Origin of the sequence: Sinosporangium siamense (genome assembly GCF_016863435.1) — a bacterium.
Lineage (GTDB): Bacteria > Actinomycetota > Actinomycetes > Streptosporangiales > Streptosporangiaceae > Sinosporangium > Sinosporangium siamense.
The window spans coordinates 401,084-423,645 of record NZ_BOOW01000006.1; the positions used below are offsets into that span (position 1 = coordinate 401,084).

Here is a 22,562-nt window from a genome sequence, read left to right on the forward strand (position 1 = left end):
TGACAAGATTGGATACAAAGACGCACGCTTATGACGCCTGGGCCATCGGGGCCCGACGACGTGTCCGGGAAGGCATATGCGAACCGAGGAAGTGAGCTGGTTCAGCGAGGGCGACCGCATCAGCGCGCTCTGGCGCACCCCCGACAAGGGGGCGGGGCCTTACCGCGCGGTGGTCCAAGGGCCGGGATGGCTCGGTCTGAAGGACGCCAAGCTGTATGTCCGCTATCACGAGGCGCTGACGGCGGCGGGCTTCGCCGTACTGGTGTTTGACTATCGAGGCTTCGGCGACTCCGAGGGCGACAGGTCGGTCCTGTCCCCGGCTCGCCAGCTTCAGGACCTGCGCTCCGCGGTCACCTACCTGACCACCCGCGACGACGTCGTGCCCGACGGCATCGGCGTCTTCGGCAGCGGTGGCACCGGCGGCGGCAACGCCGTGCTGCTGGCCGCGGCCGACCCCCGCGTCCGCGCCGCCGTCAGCCAGCTTCCCGTCGCCGACGGGACCGACTGGCTGCATCGGATGCGAAGTGAATACGAATGGCTGGACTTCCTCGCCTCGGTCGCCGCCGACCGCAGGGAGCGGGTGCTCACCGGCAAGGGCCGGGTCGTGCACCCCCGCGAGGAGATCATGGTGCCGACGGGCGAGCGGCGGGCCACCACCATCAAGGCCGACGTGGACGGGCGCATCCCCACCGCGATCGAGTTCGCCCCCGCGGTGGAGGAGATCCTGGCCTACTCGCCGGTCTCCGCCGCAGCCGAGCTGCGCACCCCGCTGCTGGTCATCGGCATCGAGGACGACGCCACGACCCCCACCGACCACGCCGAGAAGATCTACGAGGCCGCCCGCGGTCCCAAGGAGCTCCTCATGCAGCGGCACACCACCCACTATGCCGCCTACGACCGCTATTGGACGCAGACGACGCCGCGCATCGTCGGCTGGTTCGACCGGCACCTCGGCCCCGCCCACATCGTGGTGTCCACCCCCGAAGGTGAGCACAGGATCGAGGCGCCCGATGCCGGTTGATCTGCGCATCTCGGGCGGCACCGCGCTGACCCCCGCCGGGGCCCTCGACGCCGACGTGCTCGTGTCCGACGGCAAGATCGTCGGCCTGGTGGACCGCGAGGTCGAGACCGGCGGCCAGGTGGTCGACGCGACGGGCAAGCTCGTGCTTCCGGGCATGGTGGACGTCCACGTCCACACCCGTGAGCCAGGTTTCACCCACAAAGAGGACATCCACACCACCTCACTCCAGGCCGCCGCCGGAGGCGTCACCACGATCTTCGGCATGCCGAACCTCGACCCGCCGACCACCACCATGGAGACGCTCGACGACGTCTTCAGCCGCTATGCCGAGACCTGCATCGTCGACTGGAACCACAACCCGGCGGCCACCCTTCCTGGCGAGGTCGTCAAGATGGCGGCGGCCGGCATCCGCGCCTTCAAGGTCTACATGGTCGTCGACACCGGGCGGACCTACCCCCACCCGGCGGGCACCGGCATGCACGACCACGGTGACCTTCTGCGCATGATGGACACGATTGCCCCCACCGGCAAAAGGTTCATCATCCACCCCCACGACCAGGGGCTGATGGACTACATCGAGGGCGCCTACCTCGAGCGCGGCGAGAACACCCCCGCCGCCTACGCCCAGGCATATGCCGAGCGGGAGGGCGTCATCTGGGACACCGCCATCGACGTCGTGCTGCGCCTCGCCGAGGCCTCCAAGTGCCCCATCCACCTCGCCCACATGCAGACCCGGCGCTCCATCGAGGCCGTGCGGCGGGCCAAGGCCCGCGGCGTCGACGTGACCTGCGAGGTCAACCACTGGATGCCGTTCCTGTCGCAATGGGAGCACGTCGAGCGGCTCGGCCCCTACGCCCTGTCCTACTGGGTGCCAGACGACGCACGCCAGGCCGTCTGGGAAGGCATGAACGACGGCACCATCGACCACGTCGCCTCCGATCACGCCCCCCACACCCGGGAGGAGAAGGAGATCGGCTGGACCAAGATGTGGAGCTCCCACACCGGCACACCCGGCATTCAGTACTACTACCCCCTCCTCCTCGACGCCGCGGCCAAGGGCCTCATCAGCCTGTCGCGCGTGGTGGAGATGGCGGCCGAGCACCCGGCGCGCGACTTCGGCCTCCCGCACAAGGGCGCCCTGCTGCCCGGCCGCGACGCCGACATCGTCATCGCCGACCCCGACGCCCCGTGGACGATCACCAACGACGGGGTCCTGTCCAAGATCGGCTGGACGCCGTACGACGGGACCACCTGCTCGGCCCGGATCGACCGCACGTATGTGCGGGGCGTCGAGGTCTACAGCGAAGGAAAGGTCACCGGCCGGCCTGGTCACGGAAAGAAGGCATAAAGCACCATGAAGTTCGGACTTCTCCTCCCACACTTCGGCGAACACGCCGACCGGGTCAAGCTCCTGCGCGGCTCCCAGCTCGCCGAGGAACTGGGCTTCGACTCCGTGTGGGTCCGCGACCACCTCGTCTTCGAGCCCCACGGCGAGATGGAGGCACCCAACCGCGAGTTCTACGACGCCCTCACCACCCTCACCGCCATCGGTGCCGTCACCGAGCGCATCCAGCTCGGCACCGGCTCCCTCATCCCCTTCCGCCACCCACTCACCACCGCGCTCCAGATCGGCACGATGACGCAGCTCGTCGGGCCGCGCGTCATCCTCGGCTTCGGCGCCGGCACCTACCAGCACGAGTTCGACGCCATCGGCTGGGGCGACAAGGACCGCGTCTCCCTTGTCCGCTCCAACGCCCACATCCTGCGCAAAGTCGCGCTGGAGAACGCCGTCGAGTACTCAGACGAGAACTTCAGCTTCAGCGACATCACCATCGAGCCCAAACCCGTCGGCGGCCCCGCCCCCTTCTGGTACTGCGGAGCCACCCCGCGCTCGGCCCGCCTGGCCGTCGAGTTCGCCGACGGCTGGATGCCCGGCCGCATCTCCCTGCTCTCCATGGCGCAGCGCATCGAGACCATGCGCACGCTCTCCGAGGCCGCGGGTAAACCCATGCCCACCGTCGCCGTCATCCCCCCGACCTCCGTCGAGGCCACCCGCGAGGAAGCCCTCCGCGACGTCAACGTGCCCGGCCTCCTCACCTGGGCCAACAAGGCGAAGTTCGCTGTCAAGCCGCCGTCCGGGCGGTTCGAGACGGTGGAGGACCTCGAAGGCCAGCTGATCGTCGGCAGCCCCGCCGACGTGATCGAGGAGGTCAAGAAGTTCGAGGCGCTCGGGGTCGAGCACCTCGTGTTCGACTTCCGCTTCAAGTTCGCCCGCTGGTTCCAGCAGATCGAACTCCTCGGCACGCAGGTGCTCCCCTACCTGCGATGAGATGTCGGGCCGCCGATCCCTTGATCTCCAGGGCGAGGAGCGGGGACCGGCGGCCCCGGCGCGGTATATCACGGATCACAGCCGGGGGGCCTAAAGCCAGGACCGCGCTCAACTTGTGCTTGGATTGTATCCAAACATGTACATCGATCCGGGCCCTGACAAGGCCCTCAACCAGAGGGGCGGAACCCTGATGGTCGTGCGCAAGGCGAACGCGTCGGTGGAGCTCACCTTCGCCGATGTAGTCGGGCGTGCATCCGGCGGTTACAAGACCGTCGGTCAAATGGCATATGACATCATCCGCGAGTGCATCATCACCGGCGTACTCGCCCCCGGTGAGCACCTGCGGCAGGAGGAACTCGCCGAGCGCATCGGTGTATCCCGAATTCCCATCCGCACCGCGCTTATGCAGCTCGAGTCCGAAGGGCTGGTCTCCTTCCACCCGCACAAGGGCGCGGTGGTGCGCACCCTCACCGTGGAACAGGTCCGCGAGATATACGAGCTCCGGGTCCTCCTGGAGACCTACGCCCTCCGCAAGTCGATCGCGCGCATGACCTCAGCCCGCGCCGCCCGCCTCCGCGAACTCGGCACCGCCCTCGACGAACCCCACATCAGCGCCTCCCTCGTCGACGAACGCGTCGCGTTCTACCGCGAGCTCTACGACGCCGGCGAGAACCCCACCACCGTGGAGATCATCGAAGACCTCCGCAACTCCGTCGGCCGCTACCTCCTCGGCCTGCGCGTCGACCACGGCGCCGGTGGCCACCGCGAGCTCGCCCGGCTGGCCTCGCGCGGCGACGCCGACACCGCCGCCGCCCACCTGCGCGACCACCTCGAGCACGTCTCGCGCCGCATCATCGAGGTCCTCTCCTCCGAAGAGGCCGAGGCCGACCCGGTCACCCCCAAGCGCCGCCGCAAGAAGCCCGCACCCGCGTGACCTCCAGCCGCGGCCCCGTCGTCGCGGGGCTCATGCTCACCATGGCCCTCGCGGCGGTCGACGCCACGATCGTGGCGACAGCCGTACCCTCCATCGTGCGAGACCTCGGGTCGTTCTCGCTGTTCCCGTGGGTGATCGCGGCGTACATGCTCACTCAGGCGGTCTTCACCCCCATCTACGGCCGCCTGGCGGACGTCTACGGGCGCAAACCGCTCCTCCTTATCGGCATGGGCATCTTCCTGGCCGGATCGCTGTTCGCCGGATTCGCCTGGAACATGCACATGCTGATCCTGGCGCGCGTGTTGCAGGGCATCGGCGCCGGCGGCATCCAGCCCATCACCCAGGTCCTCGCCGGCGACCTCTACCCGTTGCGCGAACGCGGCCGCATCAACGCCCTCTTCTCCACCGTCTGGGGGGCCTCCGCCCTTCTCGGTCCGGCCTTGGGCGGGATCCTGTCGGAGTCGATCTCCTGGCGCTGGATCTTCCTCATCAACCTCCCCATCGGCCTGGCCGCCGTCGTCGTCATCGCACTCCGCCTCAGCGAGACGGTCGAACGCCGTCACCACAAGCTGGACATCCTCGGCACCGTCCTGCTCACCACCGGAGTCCTGGCCGTCATGCTCGGGCTCCAGGAGACCTCGTACGGCACAGCCCTCGCGGGCGTGGTGCTCCTGGCGGCCTTCGGCTGGTGGGAGACCCGGGCCGCCGAACCCCTCATCCCCCCGTGGGTGTGGCGCGACCGTGTCCTGCTGGGCTCCTTCCTGGGCAGCCTGCTGGTCGGCATGATCTTGATCGGCCCGGCCGTCTACCTCCCCACCTTCGCCCAGGGCGTGCTCGGCGCCGGGGCGATCGTGGCCGGCTTCGTGCTGGCCGTGCAGTCGATCGGCTGGCCCATCGCCGGCGCCCTATCCGCCCGCCTCTACATGCGCATCGGCTTCCGCGACACCGCCCTCACCGGCCTCGCCCTCATCGCCGTCTCGGCCGTGATGTTCACCCAGCTCACCGCCGCCTCCTCGGTGGTGTACGCCGCCGTGTGCACCTTCATCAACGGCGCCGGCCTGGGCTTGTTGTCCATCTCCGTCCTGGTCGCCGCTCAAGCCGTCGTCGGCCACGAGCACCGCGGCGTGGTCACCGGCGGCGTGGTCTTCTTCCGCATCGCCGGCGGCGCCGTAGGGGCCTCACTGCTCGCCGCCGTCGCCAACGGCACCCTCGCCGACCGCCTGGGCGGAGCGGGCTCGGTCGACGACACCATCCGCGCCTTGGAAAACGGCGGCGACGAAACCGTCCGCCTGGCCCTCGCCGGCGCGGTGCACAACGCGTTCCTGGCGATGCTGATATTCGTCGTGGCCGGCTTCTTCGCGGTGGCCGTCATGCCCCGGAGGTTCACCCCACGCTCGTGATTTGTGGTTTCACCGCCCCACGGCGTCGAGCATGCAACCGGCTTCAAAGCGTGCCGGGTGCAGCGCTGCCAGGTGAAAGCTCCACGGAGCCAGACGATTACCTTTCGGCGTCCTGCGGATACCAGCGCAGCTCCACGGTGTTGCCGTCGGGGTCGGAGACGTAGACGGAGATGGCGTTTCCACGTGCACCGAATCGGCTCACCGGGCCTTCGAGGACGGTGAAGGCGCCGGAGGCGATGACCTCGTCCCAGTCGAGGGGGTCCACGGTGAGGCAGATGTGGTCGACGTTCGACTCGCCGCGAGGGCCGTGGACGATGTCGATGATGGTGTCCGGGGTGACCCTGACCGATACGAAGGGCGCCTTGCCCGCCCGCCACTCCTCAAGCCGGACGGGCTCCAGCCCGAGCAGCCCGTTGTAGAAGCCGAGGGAACGCTCGACGTCCTCAACATTGATCACCAGGTGGTCGAAGGCTTTCACCCGCATTTTCCGCTCCTCAAGCCCCTCAATATGCCGGTCCTCGTGACCATACCCGGCGGCGCAAGAGCCCGTTGATCAGCGTAGTGTGCCCCACCCCCGGACCCCCGGGAGGCACCCCCCTTCTCAAGTGGTAATTTGGCTTTGCCACTTGGTGCCCGTCCACTCCCCGGCGAGGCCCGTGGGAGCGGGGTTCCCCCCTGGCCTTCGCCTGCGGTCCAAGCATGGCACGGTCCCCCACGCGACCCTCTGGGACCGACCCGAGAGGGAACCACGAGCGTGACCAATCGCCGTACCCCCGTCGTCGCGGGCCTCATGCTCAGCTCCGCCCTCTCCGCGGTCGACTCCACGATGGTGGCGACAGCCGTACCCTCCGTCGTCCGCGACCTCGGGTCCTTCTCCCTCTTCCCCTGGGTGATCGCCGCCTACATGCTCACCCAGGCGGTCTTCACCCCGATCTACGGCCGCCTGGCCGACGTGTACGGGCGCAAACCGCTCCTCATCATCGGAATGAGCATCTTCCTGGCCGGCACCCTCCTGTCCGGACTCGCCTGGAACATGCCGGTGCTCATCCTCGCCCGAGCTCTTCAAGGCATCGGCGCCGGAGCCCTCCAGCCCATCACCCAGGTCCTCGCCGCCGACCTCTACCCACTCCACGAACGCGGGCGAATCACCGGCCTCCTCTCCTCCGTCTGGGGAGTCTCCGCCCTCCTCGGCCCCGCCCTCGGCGGCCTGCTCTCCGAACTGGTCTCCTGGCGCTGGACCTTCCTCATCAAAATCCCCATCGGCCTGGCCGCGATTCTCGTCATCGCGCTATGGCTCAAGGAATCCGTTCAGCGCCGCCCCCACCGCATGGATATCCTCGGCACGCTGCTCCTCATGGGCGGCGTCACCGCCACGATGCTCGGCCTCCAGAAGGAACTCCTCTGGCTTGTCGCCCTCGGCGTACTTCTCCTGGTCGCCTTCGGCTGGTGGGAGACCCGCGCCGCCGAACCCCTCATCCCCCCGTGGGTGTGGCGCGACCGGGTCACTCTCGGCTCATTCCTCGGCAGCCTTCTCGTCGGCATGATCCTCATCGGCCCCGCCGTTTATCTGCCGACCTTCGCGCAAGCCGTACTCGGCGCGAGCGCCGTCGTCGCCGGCTTCGTGCTGGCCGTGCAGTCCGTCGGCTGGCCCCTCGCCGCCGGGCTTTCCTCACGCCTTTACATGCGCATCGGATTTCGCGACACCGCGCTCGCCGGACTGGTCCTCATCGGCGTCTCGGCATTGATGTTCACCCAGCTCAACGAATCCTCACCTCTCTATTACGCAGGTCTTTGCACCTTCGTCAACGGAGCCGGACTCGGCCTCGTCTCCAGCGCCATGCTGATCGGCGCACAAGTAGGCGTGCCGCAGGAACAACGCGGCGTCGTCACCGGGGGAGTGGTGTTCTTCCGCATCGCCGGCGGTGCGGTAGGCGCCTCCCTCCTGGCCGCCGTCGCCAACAACTCGCTCGCCGACCGGCTCGCCGGCACCGGCTACACCTCCATCGACCAGGCTTCCCGTGCGGTCGAAGGCGGAGGAGACGAAGTCGTACGGCTGGCGCTCGCCGGAGCCGTGCACGACGTCTTCCTGGCGTTGATCGTGCTGGCGGTGCTGGGTGTGCTGGCCGTACTGGTGGTGCCGAGGAGATTCGCCCACCGGTCGTGACCGGCGTGCGGAGTCAGGAGAGCAGTTCGCTGCGATTGGCGAGATAGCGGGCGTGGAACCGCTGTCGGCCGGCTCTCGTAACCTGTGGGGATGCGATTCGGGGTGCTGGGGCCGCTGGCCGTGTGGACCGACCGGGGTGAGCCGGTCTCGGTCCCCGGCCGCAAGGTGCGTGCCCTGCTGGCCGACCTGCTGGTCCACGAGGGCCGGGTGGTGTCGTCCGACCGGCTGATCGACGATCTGTGGGGAGACTCGCCCCCGGCCGACCCCGCCGCCGCCCTGCACGTGCGCGTCTCCCAGCTCCGCCGCGCGCTGGAGAGCGCCGAGCCCGGCGGGCGAGACCTGGTGGCCTCCCAGCCGCCCGGCTACGCCCTGCGCGCCGAGACCGACGCCGCGAGATTCGCGGCCCTGATCGACCAGGCGCAGACCGCCCGCGACCCCCGGAGCCGGGCGGGTCTGCTGGCCGAGGCGCTGGACCTGTGGCGGGGAGGAGCCCTCGCCGACTTCGCCGACGAGGAGTTCGCCCGCGCGGCGGCCGGCCGCTGGGAGGAGCGGCGGCTGACCGCCCTGGAGGCATATGGCGAGGCCAGGCTGGCCCTTGGCGAGCACGGCGACCTGATCGGCGAGCTGGGCGAGCAGGTGGCGAGACACCCCTACCGCGAGCGGCTTCTGGCGATTCAGATGCGTGCCCTCCACCGTGCCGGCCGCACGGCCGAGGCCCTGGCCGGTTATCAGGATCTGCGCCGCCGGCTGGCCGACGACCTGGGGCTCGACCCCGGCCCCGAGCTCACCGCTCTCCACCAGGCAATCCTGACCGGCGATCCGGCGGAGGACGCGCCGCCCCCGGCACCTCGATCCGTCAAACCCACCACCAACCTGCCCGCACCGGTCACCGACCTGATCGGCCGCGACCACGCGGTCCAGCGGGTGCGCGAGCTGCTGGCGGGCGGCAGGCTCGTCACCCTGACCGGCCCCGGCGGAGTGGGCAAGACCAGCGTGGCCATCGCGGCCGCCCGCGCCCTGGCCGGGACATATGCCGATGGTGCCTGGCTGGTCGACCTGACCACATGGGACGGGGAGGGTGACCCCGCCGAGGTGGTGCTCTCCGTGCTCTCCATCCCGGACACCCCCGGAAGCGTGGCATCGGCGGGGGAGCGCCTTGCCGCCGCCCTGCGAGACCGCCGCACGCTGCTGGTGCTCGACAACTGCGAACACGTCGTCGAGCCAGTGGCCACCCTGATCGGCGCACTGCTCCCCGCCGCCCCCGGCCTCCACATTCTCGCCACAAGTCGCGAGCCCCTCCGTCTGCGCGGCGAGACCCGCTGGGACCTGCCACCGCTGGAGGTGCCCGACACCGATGATCCGGCCCGGTTGACGGAGGCTTCTGCCGTACGCCTGTTCATGGCGCGAGCCGGGCTGGCCGCCGCACCGGAGATCACCGCGGGCGTGGCCGAGGTGTGCCGCCGCCTCGACGGCATCCCCCTGGCCTTGGAGCTCGCGGCCACACGTGTGCCCGCCTTGGGCGTTCCGGAACTCGCGGCCCGGCTGACCGTGCCCCGAGATCGCTTCGGCCTGCTGAGCAGCGGCCCCCGCGACGCACCCGCCCGGCAGCGCACCCTCGCCGCCGTGATCGACTGGAGCTGGCGGCTCCTGACCGAGGCCGAGCGCGGTGTGTTGTCCGGCCTCGCCGTCCATGCCGGCGGATGCACGCCGGCCGGGGCGTCGGCGGTGTGCGCCGGAGGTGACGAGGTGTTCGAGCTGGTGGCCCGGCTGGTCGACCGCTCGCTGGTGGTGCGCGGCGACGGGCCGAGGTTCCGGCTGCTGGAGTCGGTCTCGGCGTTCTGCCTGGAGCGGCTGCGCGAAGCCGGGCAGGAGGCCGCCCTGCGCCGCCGCCACGCCGATCACTACCTGACCGTGGCGGAGGAGGCCGAGCCGCGGTTGCGCGGGCCCGAGCAGGGGGAGTGGCTGCGACGCCTTGACGCCGAAGCCGCGAACATGCGGACGGCTCTGGACACCTTCCGGCGTGCGGGCGCGGCCGAGCCGGCGTTGCGGCTGGCCGGAGCCCTGGCCTGGCACGGCTATCTCCGCGGCCGGCTGACCGAGGCCCGCCGTGCCCTGGCCACCGCCCTGGCCGTGGACGGCGAGGCGTCCGCCGAGGCCCGCGCCAGAGCCGAGACCTGGCACCTCGGCCTGGCCCTACGGCAGGGGCAGGCCGGGCCGGAGCGGGTGGAGGAGGTGCTGGAGGCATATGCGAAGGTGTCGCACCCGGTCGACCGCGCCTGGGCGGAGTGGTTCCTCGCGAGCGCGGTCATCGAGTTCGGCGATGAGACGGTCACGGAGAAGCTGCTGGAGCGGGCGTTGGAGACCTTCCGGGCATATGGTGACCGGTGGGGTGAGGCGGCCGCTCTTAGCACCCGGGCCATGCTCTCCCACCTGCGCCACGACCTTGCGGGGCTGGAGCACGACGCCCGGCGCAGCGCCACTCTCTTCGCCGAGCTGGGAGACGACTGGGGTGTGCTCCAGGCCACCGACTGGCTGATCGGCCTGGCCGACCTCACCGGCGACCACGCCGAGGCCGCCCGCCTGAGCCGGGCCCACCTCCGGGTCGCCGAGGACCTCGGCCTGTGGTCCGACGTGGCCGGCCGGCTGTCGTGGCTCGCCTGGACCTCGATGCAGGTCGGAGACTACGGCGAGGCCCAGGAGCGGGGGGAGCAGGCGAGGCGGCTCGCCGCCGAGCACGGCCAGCGAGTCCACGAGGTCTTCGCCACCCTGGGGCTGGCCTTCGCCGCCCGCCGGGCCGGCCGGCTCGACCTCGCCGAGGAGCACCTGCGGTGGCTCCTGGCCACCGCGCGAGAGCAGGCCGGGCAGCCGCCATACCTCTCGATGGTGCTGGTGGAGCTCGGCTTCGCCGTCGGGAGCCGGGGGGACGCGGCCGCGGCCCTGGGCTTCCACGCGGAGGCCTTCGACGTGTTCCGCGAGCAGGGGTCGGCACACGGCATGTCCATGGCGTTGGCCGGCATGGCGGCGGCCTTGGTCGTGGACGGCCGGCCTGCGTTGGCCGCCCGGACCTTGGGCGCCGCGGGCGCCGGTCGGCGGAAGTCCGAGCGGTCGTCGTCCCCGTCGGAACAGGAGGATTGGGTCCGCATCACCGCGGATGTCCAGGCCGCCGCCGGGCCCGCCTTCACCGCCCTGTCCGATGAAGGCGGCAAGCTCACCCCCGAAGAGGCCCGCGCCCTTTACTTGGGGACATAGACGTGGACGACGATCCCCGAGGCAAAACGGTTGATGTCCGCAAGCTTCAGATGCGTCGTGTCAAACCCAGCCCCTTCGAACAGGTGCTTCCCCGCTCCCACGATGGCCGGGAAATACCAGAAGTGAAACTCGTCCACCAGCCCGTGCTCCACCAGGACACGGTCCAGCTCGCCGGTGCCCCACTTCAGGATGTTCTTCCCCGGCTGCTCCTTGAGTTTCGCGACCTCCTCGGCCACGTCGCCCTGGATGAGAGTGGCGTTCCAGGAGGTCTCCGTCAGGGTCCTTGAGGCCACATATTTCGGCATGTTGTTGATGTGATCGGCGTGCGGCCCGGACTGCGCCGACCACGCCTCCTTGAACCCCTCGTAGGTCACCCGGCCCAGCAGCAGGGCATCCGCCGACTCCATAAGCTTCGCGCTGTAGCCGGCGTGGTCCTCGTCCCAGTAGGGCCGCCCCCAGTGCTGCGGCTCCGCCCGCGACGCGGTGGAGGGGCGGGTGTCGTCGATGACGCCGTCCAACGAGACGAAGGTGGACTCGATGAGCTTGCGCATGGGTGTCTCCCGTCTACTTGGCGCCGGCCTCATGCCGTCCGCCTGACACCCATCAGCCTTCCGGGAGGCCCTTACGGTTTTCTTCAGGTCGCCTTACCGGTCTGCCCCGGCCCCGGGCGGGTGCTCCCTTGACGTCGTTCGCAGGCCCGCCAGGCCATCAAGGAATTGAAATAGGCGTGCAAGTTCGTACCAGTTCGTAGAGGCGCGGGGGAGGCTCTCCTAACGTCGTCGGCATGCGCGGACTCACCTTGGAGGAAGTCTTGGGGTGGTCGGCGCCCGGTTTACAATTGGTTGTTCGGCTCCACGACATGAAGCCGCTGAACGCGCAATTGGCCGGTGGCTCGGCACTGAATCCCGGTTGATATGGGGGCCCAAGCCGAGGGGTGAGCCAGGCGCGCATTAAAGTTTCTCCGATGGTGCCTTACAAGTTCTGTCCGCCCCGCGGCGGTGTACGTCTACGCCGGTTTTCCGCAGTGCTTGCGTTATGTCTCGCCTCCGTTACCGTGAGTGCCGGTTGCTCCGGGATTCAATTGAAGAAAACCGAACGAGTGACGACGGTGGCCGATCTCATCACCCTGCAGGCGGACGGCACTGTGCGCATGGCGCAGCCGGGGGTGAAAGCCCCGGTGGTCGAGGTCTACGAGGACTACGCGTGCCCGGCCTGCCTGGAGTTCGCCAAGGGGGAGAACAGCAAGTGGCTGCGGCACGCGGCCTTTTCCGGGGAGATCGTCGTCGTCTTCCATCCGTTCACGCTCTTCTCCGCCAAGACGCCTGTCCAGCGCGCGAACTCACGGCGTGCATTGACGGCCTCGCTCTGCGTGCCCACCCCCGGCAAGTGGCTGGAATATCACGACGCGTTGTACGCCCACCAGCCCGGTCCTTTCAAGCGGGGCGGATTCCCCTATAAGAAACTCGTGCGGCTGGCGAAGAGCACCGGCATTCCGGTGGAGCCTTTCTTCGCATGTCTGAAGTCGGCGGAGACGGCCAAACGCGCCGACAAGGTCACCGAGCTTGTCTTCGGCCGCGGAATTGAAGGCACACCCACGGTGAGATACAAGGGGGAGGAACTCGACTGGTCCGTGCCCTGGTGGCCGGAGGAAGACTGATGTGCGCTCGTTGAGCATCCCGCGTGCCCCTTGGCTCGGGAAATGGCTGTCGCTGTCCAGAGAAGCCGGAGTGAAAAACGAGGCGCCACGTCACCTCGCCCTGGCCTGGGGTTTCGGGCAGGCTTCTGCCGTACTTCCAGTGTATGAAATATCGATTTCCGGGGTGGTTAGGGCGATGTAGTAGATCTGCCCATTAGAGAATGCTTAGCGGCCCATGGACGATGGGGAGCGCCCACACAGATCGCGACGCAGGCTGCCCTGGGAGGTCATCCGTGCCCGCTACCTCCACTCCCGCCCCCTTCGTCCTCGACCCCCTGACCGACCAGTTCGAACAGGCCGTGAAACTGCGAGAACTGGGTCCGCTGGTCCGGGTGGAGCTACCCGGCAGCGTGGACGACGGTCAATCTCATCACCAATACGGCCTACGCCCTGCTCATGCACCCCGAGCAACTCGCCATGGCGAAGGCCGGCACGGTGACGTGGGGGGCTGTCGTGGAGGAGACACTCCGCTGGCTGTCCCCGGTTGTCAACTTGCCGTTCCGCTACACCAGCGAGCCGGTCGAGCTCGCCGGCACGGCGATTGCCGCAGGCGAGGCGTTGCTCATGTGCCACGCGGCGGCCGGTCGCGATCCTGAGCAGCACGGACCCGATGTGCACCTCTTTGATGCGACCCGCACACAACGTCCACATCTGGCCTTCGGGCAGGGGCCCCACTTCTGCCTGGGAGCCTCTCTGGCCCGGTTAGAAGGCACTTTGGCGCTGGAAAGGTTGTTCACCCGCTTCCCCGGCCTGACACTGCGCGAGGCGAACCCACAACCGCTCTCATCCCTCATCTCCGGCGGCTTCACCACCCTTCATGCCACCACGGCAAACGGCCCGGCAACGGCCTGACAGGGGCACAGCAGGTCGTACGGCGCAGCGCCCTTGCCCTAGACATGGGGCGTTTTACTCATGCCGGTAGGAACTGGCAGGCCAAGAAGAGATCCAGAACCCCCGGGAACCAGGTACCGTCAAAAGCCACACGGTCATGAACAACAGGGGAATAGGCCGCGTGGGATGACCTGCCCGACTCCCGGGCCTTGGCCCGTACGACTTGAGGAGACGTTTCCGAGTGGCACGCATCGGTGACGGCGGCGACCTGCTGAAATGCACGTTCTGCGGGAAGAGCCAGAAGCAGGTCAAGAAGCTCATCGCGGGTCCAGGCCGGGTCTGCATCTGCGACGAGTGTGTGGAACTCTGCAACGAGCTCATCCAGGAGGACCGCGAGGCGGCAGCCGACGACGTCCTCCAGGAGTTGCCGAGACCAAGGGAGATATTTACCTTCCTTGAGCAGTATGTCGTCGGGCAGGACCGGGCGAAGAAGGCCCTCTCGGTGGCCGTCTACAACCACTACAAGCGCATTCGTGCCGGCCGGGGGAGCAGGCAGAAGGATGCGGTTGAGCTAGGCAAGTCCAACATTCTGCTGATAGGGCCGACCGGCTCGGGCAAGACCTACCTCGCCCAGACCCTCGCCCGGATGCTCAACGTCCCGTTCGCCATCGCCGACGCCACGGCCCTCACCGAGGCCGGCTATGTCGGTGAGGACATCGAGAACATCCTCCTTAAACTCATCCAGGCCGCCGACTACGACGTGAAGCGCGCCGAGACCGGCATCGTCTACATCGACGAGATCGACAAGATCGCCCGCAAGAGCGAGAACCCCTCCATCACCCGCGACGTGTCGGGCGAGGGTGTGCAGCAGGCCCTGCTCAAGATCCTGGAAGGCACCGTCGCCAGCGTGCCGCCGCAGGGCGGGCGCAAACACCCGCAGCAGGAGTTCATCCAGATCGACACGAGCAACGTGCTGTTCATCGTCGGCGGCGCCTTCGCCGGTCTGGAGCAGATCATCGAGCAGCGCGCCAGCCGCAAGGGCATCGGCTTCGGCGCCGTCATGCGCAGTGTCGAGGAACGGGAGAACACCGACGCGTTCGCCGGCGTCATGCCGGAAGACCTGCTGAAGTACGGAATGATCCCGGAGTTCGTCGGCCGGCTGCCGGTGGTGTCCACCTTCCAGCCGCTCGACCGCACCGCCCTCGCCCGCATCCTCACCGAGCCCCGCAACGCCCTCGTCAAGCAGTATCAGCGCCTGTTCGAGTTCGACGGCGTGGAGCTGGAGTTCGAGGGGGAGGCCATCGACGCGGTCGCCGAACAAGCGCTGCTCCGCCGTACCGGCGCTCGTGCGACACGCGCGATCCTCGAAGAGGTGCTGCTCAACGTGATGTATGAGGTGCCGAGCCGGGACGATGTAGCCCGGGTCGTGGTGACCCGGGACACCGTACTCAACAACGTCAACCCGACCCTCGTCCCGCGTGACCACCTCGACCACCGGGAGCGTCACGACAAGTCCGCCTAGGTCGGGCTTACTGCCCCAGGCGGCGGGTGATCTCCGCGATTGTGCTCTCCCAGAGGGCACTCGACGGGTCAATGACGGCGAAATGGTCACCGGCCGCCTCAAGGTGGGTGACATCATCTCCCGCCGCGTCGGCGGCCCTCACATAGCGGCGGCTCGCGTCGATCAGGTCCGGGTCGTCGTGCGTGCCCTGCACGACGACGGTCGGCACCCCGATCGGCAGCCGCTCAAGCGGGCTCGACCGGCGATAGACCTCCGGCAGCTCGTCCACCGACCCGCCGAGCGCCCCGGCCACGGCGCCAGAACTCACATAACGCCGGTCGAACTCGGCGAGATCCAGCACCCCCGCGAGCGACACCGTCAGCGCCACGCGGGCCCCGTCGGCAGCGGCGCGCAGGGCGAGCTGCCCGCCCGCCGAGTGCCCCGCGACGGCGACCCGGCCGAGATCCAGCGGCGCGTCGAGCTCGTGCATTGCGGCCAGGGCGGCTGCGACGTCCGCCGTCGTGGCGTCCCAGCCGTGGAGATCGGGCCGCCGATATTCGATGTTCCAGGCCGCGAACCCCTTGTCGGCCAGATCGGCACAGAGGGCGTCCGTCAGGTCCGCCGCCCAGACCGACCGCCAGTAGCCGCCGTGGATCACCGCCACCGCAGGTACCGGCCGGTCGGTTTCGCGTGGCAGGCGCAGGTCGCCCCATTGATCGGGATGTGTGCCGTACGGCACACGCCGCGCAGGGTGCTGAAGCCGGTGGACCGCGTGGCGGATCGCCCAGGAAAGGCCGTTGATGCCTCTGCCGTACACATGGGCGTCGCCGTGGGGCACGGTGACCGGCCCGGTGCGGTGGATGTCCAGCCACACCACGCCCGGCACCGCCTCCGTCACGGGGTTGGCCGGGCGTGGCTCGGTCATCAATCGCCGCAGCTCCGGGTCCGGCCCGGGCACCACGACGGCGGCGCCCGCTGGAATGGCCTTCAACGCCTCATCGGGGGTCGACACTGGCACGACCCATCCGGACACCCCAAGCGCCGCGAACTCCCGCTCGGCGATCTCCCCCAGCGAGATCGGGTCGGCGACGACCTCAGACCCTACGACCACAACAACCGATGTCATGGTTCTGGATTGTGTCACCGTCCGAGGTATGCGCCTCCGTTGACATGCAACACCTGGCCGGTGATGTGCCGTGACGCGGGGGTGGCGAGGAACGCGACCAACGCCGCCACGTCCTCGGGCCGTCCCGCCTTCTTGACCGCGGTGGCGGCGACAAGGTTTTCCCGCCGTTCTGGGCTGAGCCGTCCGGCGAAGAACCCGGTTTCGTCGGTCCTTGGACAAGGCAGGAAGCGACTGCGTGTGCGCAGTTCTGCAGGGGTCCGTTGATGGGGGCGACTGCCTCCTCGATCAAGAGAAGTGTGTGCCGTGCCTCGTCGGGATCGTCGGACCGAATCAACTTGGTGATACGTTCGGGAAGGAGTTTTCCATCCAGGCCGTAAGTGGTCCAGCTATACCGCTCGAATATCCATCGCACTGTCGGCGCCTTTCTCCCTTAGTCGCCGGGGCCGGTCGGTTGGATGGGGGCGTGAGGGGGCTCTGCCCTCGCGTGCGGACAGGGCCAGGATCACCGCCAAGGGCCAGCGGCGTTCACCCTAATGCTCAGGGGTGATTGTCGCCGGGATGCTCCGGAAACAGTGCTAAGGCCGCCCTCGGAAGGGCGGCCCTAGTGTGTGGTGTCCTTCGAAGAGGCCGCTGTCCCCGGCTCTTCGCTCAGATCGGGGAAGCCCCGAAAGAGTGTGAGGGCCGCCGGTCGAGAGCGGCCCTCACGGCCATACGTGCACTAGACGTGTTCACATCTTACGTCGGTGCTCACCCCCGCCGCAACCGCGCCTCGCCGGCAGCAGGCATGGCAAACGTTTCTCGCGTTCGTCGCCAAGCTCGGGCTTCCGCCGTGCCCCCTAAAGGGCAGATGGGGGGCGCACCGGTTCCAGGTGGCCGAACTCCGGGTGGTGCCAGGGGAGCCGGACGGGGGCGGCCGGGACCTCGCCCGCGTAGAGGCGGGGGAGGAGGCCGGGTAGTCCCCATGGCACGACGCGCTCGGTCGTGTCCTGCAGTTCGGTGAGGCTCCACCAGCGGTGAACGGAGATGTCGCTGCGTTCGTAGTCGGTGAAGCCCGAGGTGTCCACCGTGAACTCGGGCACCCGGAGGAAGAAGTACGACTCCACCGAGTAGTAGAGCCGCCCGTTCCACTGGCCCTCCCAGTGGCCCTCGGTGAGGGCGACGACGGGGCCGAGCTGGGCGGTGGTGACGTGCCGGCCGGTTTCCTCGCGGAGTTCGCGGGTTGCCGCCACCTCCACAGGTTCGCCCTTGTCGATGCCGCCGCCGGGGGTGATCCAGGTGCCGTCGGCGACGCGGAAGAGGAGGAGGCGGTCGTGGGGGTCGGCCAGGAGGATGCGTGCGCTGGGGCGCCAGGTCGGTTGTGTCACGCGCATGAGCCTAAGGAGGCGGCGGAGTGGGCCGATGGTGATCTCCTCTCAGGCCCCCACCGAGCAGTGCCTGGAGAAAGTGCGTGTGTGAGGCCGGCGGTGCGCGGCGACCCGCGCACCGCCGGAGATGTCAGCCGTTGACGGTGAAGTTATAGGTCGTGGTCGCGAGGGTGTTGCCCGCTGCCGTGACGGAGTACACGGTGAGTGTGGTCACTCCTGTTGCCGCGGGGGTGATCGTGACGGTCGCCGTCCCGTCGGCGCCGACGGGTGTCTCCTTGGTCTCCCCTCGGACGACGTAGCGGAACGTGGCCGCCTCGGCTACGCCGTTCGCGCTGAAGGTGAACTCACCCGGCACGCCCACTCCGCCTCCGGCGGCGCCGGGCGGATAGGTGGTGGAGGAGACCGTGGGGGGATTGTTGGGGCCGGGCCTGAAGGTGTAGAGCACGGGGCGGCTCTTGTTTCCCGCCCTGTCGACGCTCATGACGGTCAGCCGGACGGAGAATGTGTTGACAGGGATGTAGGTCAGGGTCGCCTTCCCGTCGTCGTCCACGGGCAGGGTGCCACGCGAAGGTCGCCCGGGGGTAGGCGGCAGCTCGTATTCGTAGGAGACCACGTCCGTGGAGTCGCCCTGGGTGAAGGTGAAGGTGCCGGGCAGCCCCACGCGTCCGCCCGTCTGGTTGGCGGGGAAATCGGAGGAGGTGATGGTCGGCGGAGCCGGGGCGGTGGTGTCGACGGTGAACGTCCGCCACTCGCTCCAGTCGCTGACGTCGGTCCCCGTCACAGGGGCGCCGCGCGGGTCGTCGTAGGACCAGGGGTTTTCCGCGCGGACGCGCCACTTGTAGGTGCCGCCGTCGGCGAGCCCGCCGCCCGGAACGGTCATACAGTGCACGTACCCCGAGCTGTTTTCGCGGGTGACGTGCTCTCCGATTTTGACGCCGGACTCGTCCGCCCACTCAAATCGCGCCGACACCAGGTCGCGGTCCGCGCCTCCGCGGAGGTCGGGATCGGTGATGGTGGCCCACAGGGCGGGCGTGGTCGTCCGGACGTAGCGGTCCACGGGGGCCGCTCCGCAGATTCCCGCCTGCGCCAGGCCGGACGGGGGGTCGGGGGCGGTGTTGTATTGGGTCCCGATGCCCGGGGAGCCGGAGCCCGAAATGTGGGCGGTCTTGATCCTGCGGAGACCTGCCGTTCTCTCATCGGCCGACTTGAATCCAAGGGTGATGTATTCGTCGCCCCTTGCGACCGCGTCTTTGATCTGCGGGGTCACATCCCACGGGAGGAGGAAGTCGAGGGGGCAGGGGGCGGCGGGTGAGGAGGTGGTCACCTTCTCCAGCCACCGCGGCTGGCGGAGCCACGAGGTCTTGGGCCCGATGGCGGAAGTACGCCACAGTTCGATGGGTGTGCCGCAGTCGGGCCCCAGGTTGGTGGCTAGATAGAAGGTGGACTTGAGGATGTTCTTGCCCCGCAAGTCGGGGACCTTCACCTGGAAGAACGAGCGTTGCACGTCGAAGGGGCCGTTGGTGCGGCCCACGAGCGCGTCGGGGCTCTCATAGGTGGGTTCGTATTTCACCCATGTCGACTCGAGTGGCTTTCGCAGTGACACCGAGGCCCATGAGTCCACCGTTATCCGGGTGGACGCGTCGGCCTGTGCGGCCTGTGCGGGGATGAGAAATACGCCGACCAGGCAAACGACTGCAAGTACGCGGGCTAAAAGGCTCTTCATGTAATGCTCTCGACCTCTTGCTTGATCTCGCTGTGGAACAGGACTGAGGCGGCACCCGGAGCCGGGCGGATAGAGCATGGAATCGCGCGGGAAGCCATAGCCGATCGGCGCCCACACTGCCGACGGCGCCAACGGTGCCGGCTGCCCTTTTTGGCATGAGGAAAGCCGGACATGACCCGTTGAGCGGACTTGAATTCAGTCGTTGAAACCCTGGATGCGGCGCCGGACACGACCGGACGCGTCGACGCTCCAGTCAGCGCCGATCAGACGTTTCCCCTTTTACGCCCCGCTGTGAACTCAGTTCTCCCCGTCGTCACCCCACATCCCGGATTTTACTCGGAGTTGACCATGAAAGGAAAGACGGCGTGAGCTTTTGCCGTGCCGCGCGGCTCACCTGCCACGGGCCGGCTCCATGCCCGGGGTGCCGGGGGAGAGGGGGCGCCAGGGCACCGGGGTGGACAGGACCATCGTGCTTGAGGGCTGGCCGTGGCGGGCCAGGCGGTCGATGAGTTCCTCGAAGGCCGCCATCGACCAGGTCGACACGCGCAGGATGCAGCATGTGTCGCCGGTGACGCGGTCGACCTCCTGGATCTCCGGCCAGGCCATGACCGCCTCGTCGCGGAGGATGCAGCCGGGGCCGTAGCAGTTCATCCGGATCACCGCCGACACCGGTCGTCCGGCCAATGCCGGGTCGATCTTGGCGTGGTAGCCGGTGATCACTCCGGTCTCCTCCAAGCGCCGCACACGCTCGGCGACGGCGGGTGCGGACAGGTGGACGCGGCGGGAGAGTTCGCTGAAGGAAAGGCGGGCGTCGGCCTGGAGTTCGGCCAGCAGGGCCCAGTCCATTGCATCCAGTGTCACGATCGGTCACTCTCCGTTACCCTTAAAGTGAGGCGCGGACATCGCCTTTGGAACGGCAACTATTAGTGGCGATGTGCCGTCCATCCATCATTACGCCCACGCTGACGTGGGACGACCATAAGGGGGTGCAAAGAAGGAGGCCATCATGATCACGCCGGTGAGTGCCGAGGAACGTTCGGCCAGGGAGCGGATCAACGAAGGTCAGCCCACGGTGGACTTCGAGCAGGCTACGCCGTACGACCGATATGTCGGCACAGAGACGCTGCACGATCTGCAGCACACCGTGACCGACGAGCCCGAAGAACTCGCCTTCCTGGTCACGACGCAGGTGATGGAGCTTTACTTCGGACTGCTGCGCAGCGAATGGCTGCTCGTGCGGGCGCAGCTCGACGCCGACGACGTGCGGAGCGCGACGAGCACCCTGCGTCGCAGTGTGCGCCATTTCGAGGCGCTCAACGCCGCGTGGGCGGCGCTGAGCTGGATGACGCCGAAGCAGTTCAACGGGTTCCGCGACGCGCTGGGGGAGGCGTCGGGGTTCCAGTCGGCGATGTACCGCCATGTGGAGATCCTGCTCGGGCTCAAGTCGCGGGTGCAGCTCCGGCCCTACCGCCGCGCGCCCAAGATCTACGCGGGGCTCGAAGAGGCCCTGTCCGCCCCGAGTCTGTACGACGCAGTGCTGAAATTGCTGGCCAGGCGCGGCTTCGCCGTACCGGCCGAGGTGCTTGAGCGCGATCTCACCGAGGAATACCGGCCGCGTGACGGGGTGGAGGCGGTCTGGACCGAGGTGTACGGCTCAGCCGACCTGGCGCTGCGCGAGCTGGCCGAGGTGCTGATGGACGTGGCGGTGCAGTTCTCCGACTGGAAATACCACCACGTGGTGGCGGTGCGCCGGTCGATGGGCGCCAAGCCGGGCTCGGGCGGGTCCGCCGGGCTCAAGTGGCTGGAGCAGAGCATGCGCCGCGACATCTTCCCCGAGTTGTGGACCGCCAGAACCTTCATGTGAGCCGGAAAGACCTGGGAGGACATCCCCGTGAAAGTGACTGTCGTGGGCGCGGGGCTCGTCGGCTGCCTGCTCACCTGCTACCTTGCCCGGCGCGGCCACGAGGTGACGCTCTACGAGCGGCGTGCCGACCCGCGCCGGGCCGGTGCCGAGCGCGGCCGGTCGATCAACCTGGCGCTCTCCGAGCGCGGCCTTGACGCGCTGCGCCGCGTCGGTCTCGACCAGCGGGTGCTGGAGGGGGCGCTCCCCATGCCGGGGCGCATGATGCACGCCGTCGACGGCGGCCTTACCTTCCAGCATTACAGCGCCGACGGCAGGCGGGCCATCAACTCGATCAGCCGCGGCGACCTGAACGGCATCCTGCTGGACGCCGCCGAGGCCATGCCGGGAGTTGAGGTGCGGTTCGACCACCGGCTGACCGGGCTCGACGAGAACACCGGCCGCCTGACCTTCGAGACCGCGAGCGGGCCGGTGGAGGTCGACAAGGCGCAGGTCGTGCTCGGCGCCGACGGCGCGTTCAGCGCGGTGCGCACCCACATGCAGTGGCGGCCCGGCTTCGACTTCAGCCAGAGCTACCTCGACTACGGCTACAAGGAGCTGACGATCCCGGCCAGGGACGGGGACTACGCCTTCGATCCGGGCGCGCTGCACATCTGGCCGCGCGGGTCGTCCATGATGATCGCGCTGCCCAACCCCGGTGGGTCGTTCACCTGCACGTTGTTCTGGCCGAAGTCGGGGCCGGGCAGCTTCGCCGACCTCGACACGCCGGTGAAGGTGAAGGAGCACTTCACGCGTCACTATCCCGACGCCTACGCGGTGATGCCGGATCTGCTCGACGACTATGAGCACAACCCCGTCGGGCACCTCGTCACGGTGCGCTGCTCACCGTGGCACATCGCCGGCTCGGAGACGGTGGTCGGGCTCGTCGGGGACGCCGCCCACGCCATCGTGCCGTTCTACGGGCAGGGCGCCAACTGCGGCTTCGAGGACTGCGTCGAGCTCGACCGGTGCCTCGGCGAGAAGGGCGACGACTTCGCCGCGGCCCTCGCGCTGTTCGAGCAGCGGCGCAAGCGCAACGCCGACACCATCGCCGACCTCGCGCTGGACAACTTCATCGAAATGCGCGACCGGGTCGCCTCCAAGGCGTTCCTCGCGCGCACGAAGGTGGAGCACGCGCTGGAGCGGGCACTGCCCGGGAGATACATGTCGAGATATGAGCTGGTGTCGTTTAGTACGGTGCCCTACGCCGACATTCAGCCCCGGATCAACCGGCAGCGCACGGGCGTGGCGGCTGCCGCGGCCGGTGTGCTCGCGGCGGGCGCGCTGGCCGTCCGCTCACTGGTCAGATCCCGGCGTTAGAGCG

Annotated in this window: 19 protein-coding genes; 12 read left to right on the forward strand and 7 right to left on the reverse strand. The window is 68.6% G+C overall.

What is annotated here, in order from left to right:
• Nucleotides 1–76: 76 nt before the first annotated feature.
• The 5 genes from Ssi02_RS03780 to Ssi02_RS03800 all read left to right on the forward strand — a co-directional run bounded on the left by Ssi02_RS03780 (nucleotide 77) and on the right by Ssi02_RS03800 (nucleotide 5,684).
• A complete protein-coding gene (locus tag Ssi02_RS03780; RefSeq protein WP_204021017.1) occupies nucleotides 77–1,021 on the forward strand; it encodes an alpha/beta hydrolase in 945 nt (314 codons plus the stop codon).
• Nucleotides 1,011–2,369, forward strand: a complete 1,359-nt coding sequence (locus Ssi02_RS03785) for a dihydroorotase (RefSeq protein ID WP_204021019.1) — start codon at nucleotides 1,011–1,013, stop codon at nucleotides 2,367–2,369. Before Ssi02_RS03780 ends, Ssi02_RS03785 begins: the two co-directional genes overlap by 11 nt.
• 6 nt (nucleotides 2,370–2,375) lie before the next feature.
• Nucleotides 2,376–3,350 (forward strand): LLM class flavin-dependent oxidoreductase, encoded by a 975-nt coding sequence (locus Ssi02_RS03790; RefSeq protein WP_204021021.1) that lies wholly within the window; start codon nucleotides 2,376–2,378, stop codon nucleotides 3,348–3,350.
• 136 nt (nucleotides 3,351–3,486) lie between these two features.
• Nucleotides 3,487–4,284: a GntR family transcriptional regulator gene (locus Ssi02_RS03795; protein WP_204021023.1), complete on the forward strand. Its 798-nt coding sequence runs from the start codon at nucleotides 3,487–3,489 to the stop codon at nucleotides 4,282–4,284.
• On the forward strand, nucleotides 4,281–5,684 hold the full coding sequence (locus Ssi02_RS03800) for an MDR family MFS transporter (RefSeq protein WP_204021025.1): 1,404 nt from the start codon (nucleotides 4,281–4,283) through the stop codon (nucleotides 5,682–5,684). Before Ssi02_RS03795 ends, Ssi02_RS03800 begins: the two co-directional genes overlap by 4 nt.
• Nucleotides 5,685–5,781: 97 nt before the next feature.
• Here the strand turns inward: Ssi02_RS03800 and Ssi02_RS03805 are convergent, their stop codons facing one another.
• On the reverse strand, nucleotides 5,782–6,168 hold the full coding sequence (locus tag Ssi02_RS03805) for a VOC family protein (RefSeq protein ID WP_204021027.1): 387 nt from the start codon (nucleotides 6,166–6,168) through the stop codon (nucleotides 5,782–5,784).
• A gap of 270 nt (nucleotides 6,169–6,438) precedes the next feature.
• On the opposite strand from Ssi02_RS03805, the gene Ssi02_RS03810 reads away from it, so the two are divergent.
• Both Ssi02_RS03810 and Ssi02_RS03815 read left to right on the forward strand, forming a co-directional pair.
• A complete protein-coding gene (locus tag Ssi02_RS03810; RefSeq protein WP_204021029.1) occupies nucleotides 6,439–7,848 on the forward strand; it encodes an MFS transporter in 1,410 nt (469 codons plus the stop codon).
• A 90-nt stretch (nucleotides 7,849–7,938) separates the two neighbouring features.
• Nucleotides 7,939–11,097 carry an AfsR/SARP family transcriptional regulator gene (locus Ssi02_RS03815; protein WP_204021030.1) on the forward strand — a complete coding sequence of 1,053 codons (3,159 nt, stop codon included), beginning with the start codon at nucleotides 7,939–7,941 and terminating at the stop codon, nucleotides 11,095–11,097.
• On the opposite strand, the gene Ssi02_RS03820 is transcribed toward Ssi02_RS03815, so the two are convergent.
• On the reverse strand, nucleotides 11,082–11,648 hold the full coding sequence (locus tag Ssi02_RS03820; protein ID WP_204021032.1) for a dihydrofolate reductase family protein: 567 nt from the start codon (nucleotides 11,646–11,648) through the stop codon (nucleotides 11,082–11,084). The two genes, Ssi02_RS03815 and Ssi02_RS03820, sit on opposite strands and share 16 nt — an antisense overlap.
• Before the next feature lie 557 nt (nucleotides 11,649–12,205).
• Between Ssi02_RS03820 and Ssi02_RS03825 the strand changes: the two genes are divergently transcribed.
• From Ssi02_RS03825 to clpX, 3 genes are all read left to right on the forward strand, one after another.
• On the forward strand, nucleotides 12,206–12,754 hold the full coding sequence (locus Ssi02_RS03825) for a DsbA family protein (protein ID WP_204021033.1): 549 nt from the start codon (nucleotides 12,206–12,208) through the stop codon (nucleotides 12,752–12,754).
• 492 nt (nucleotides 12,755–13,246) lie between these two features.
• Nucleotides 13,247–13,645 (forward strand): cytochrome P450, encoded by a 399-nt coding sequence (locus tag Ssi02_RS03830; RefSeq protein ID WP_239128576.1) that lies wholly within the window; start codon nucleotides 13,247–13,249, stop codon nucleotides 13,643–13,645.
• Nucleotides 13,646–13,865: 220 nt separating this feature from the next.
• Nucleotides 13,866–15,146 carry an ATP-dependent Clp protease ATP-binding subunit ClpX gene (clpX, locus tag Ssi02_RS03835; protein ID WP_204021037.1) on the forward strand — a complete coding sequence of 427 codons (1,281 nt, stop codon included), beginning with the start codon at nucleotides 13,866–13,868 and terminating at the stop codon, nucleotides 15,144–15,146.
• Between the two features lie 7 nt (nucleotides 15,147–15,153).
• Here the strand turns inward: clpX and Ssi02_RS03840 are convergent, their stop codons facing one another.
• The 5 genes from Ssi02_RS03840 to Ssi02_RS03860 form a co-directional block, all read right to left on the reverse strand.
• Nucleotides 15,154–16,251 (reverse strand): alpha/beta hydrolase, encoded by a 1,098-nt coding sequence (locus tag Ssi02_RS03840; RefSeq protein WP_204021039.1) that lies wholly within the window; start codon nucleotides 16,249–16,251, stop codon nucleotides 15,154–15,156.
• A 14-nt stretch (nucleotides 16,252–16,265) separates the two neighbouring features.
• Entirely contained in the window at nucleotides 16,266–16,637 is a 372-nt protein-coding gene (locus tag Ssi02_RS39575; protein WP_204021447.1) for an SDR family oxidoreductase, read from the reverse strand.
• A gap of 450 nt (nucleotides 16,638–17,087) precedes the next feature.
• Nucleotides 17,088–17,615, reverse strand: a complete 528-nt coding sequence (locus tag Ssi02_RS03850) for an NUDIX hydrolase (RefSeq protein WP_204021041.1) — start codon at nucleotides 17,613–17,615, stop codon at nucleotides 17,088–17,090.
• A gap of 130 nt (nucleotides 17,616–17,745) precedes the next feature.
• Entirely contained in the window at nucleotides 17,746–19,185 is a 1,440-nt protein-coding gene (locus Ssi02_RS03855; RefSeq protein ID WP_204021042.1) for a hypothetical protein, read from the reverse strand.
• 543 nt (nucleotides 19,186–19,728) lie between these two features.
• Nucleotides 19,729–20,184: an Lrp/AsnC family transcriptional regulator gene (locus Ssi02_RS03860; RefSeq protein ID WP_204021449.1), complete on the reverse strand. Its 456-nt coding sequence runs from the start codon at nucleotides 20,182–20,184 to the stop codon at nucleotides 19,729–19,731.
• Nucleotides 20,185–20,344: 160 nt separating this feature from the next.
• Here Ssi02_RS03860 and Ssi02_RS03865 point away from each other — a divergent pair, with 160 nt between their 5' ends.
• Nucleotides 20,345–21,202, forward strand: coding sequence for a tryptophan 2,3-dioxygenase (locus Ssi02_RS03865; RefSeq protein ID WP_204021044.1), 858 nt, complete (start codon nucleotides 20,345–20,347; stop codon nucleotides 21,200–21,202).
• Between the two features lie 27 nt (nucleotides 21,203–21,229).
• Nucleotides 21,230–22,558: an FAD-dependent oxidoreductase gene (locus Ssi02_RS03870; protein ID WP_204021046.1), complete on the forward strand. Its 1,329-nt coding sequence runs from the start codon at nucleotides 21,230–21,232 to the stop codon at nucleotides 22,556–22,558.
• Nucleotides 22,559–22,562 lie beyond the last annotated feature (4 nt).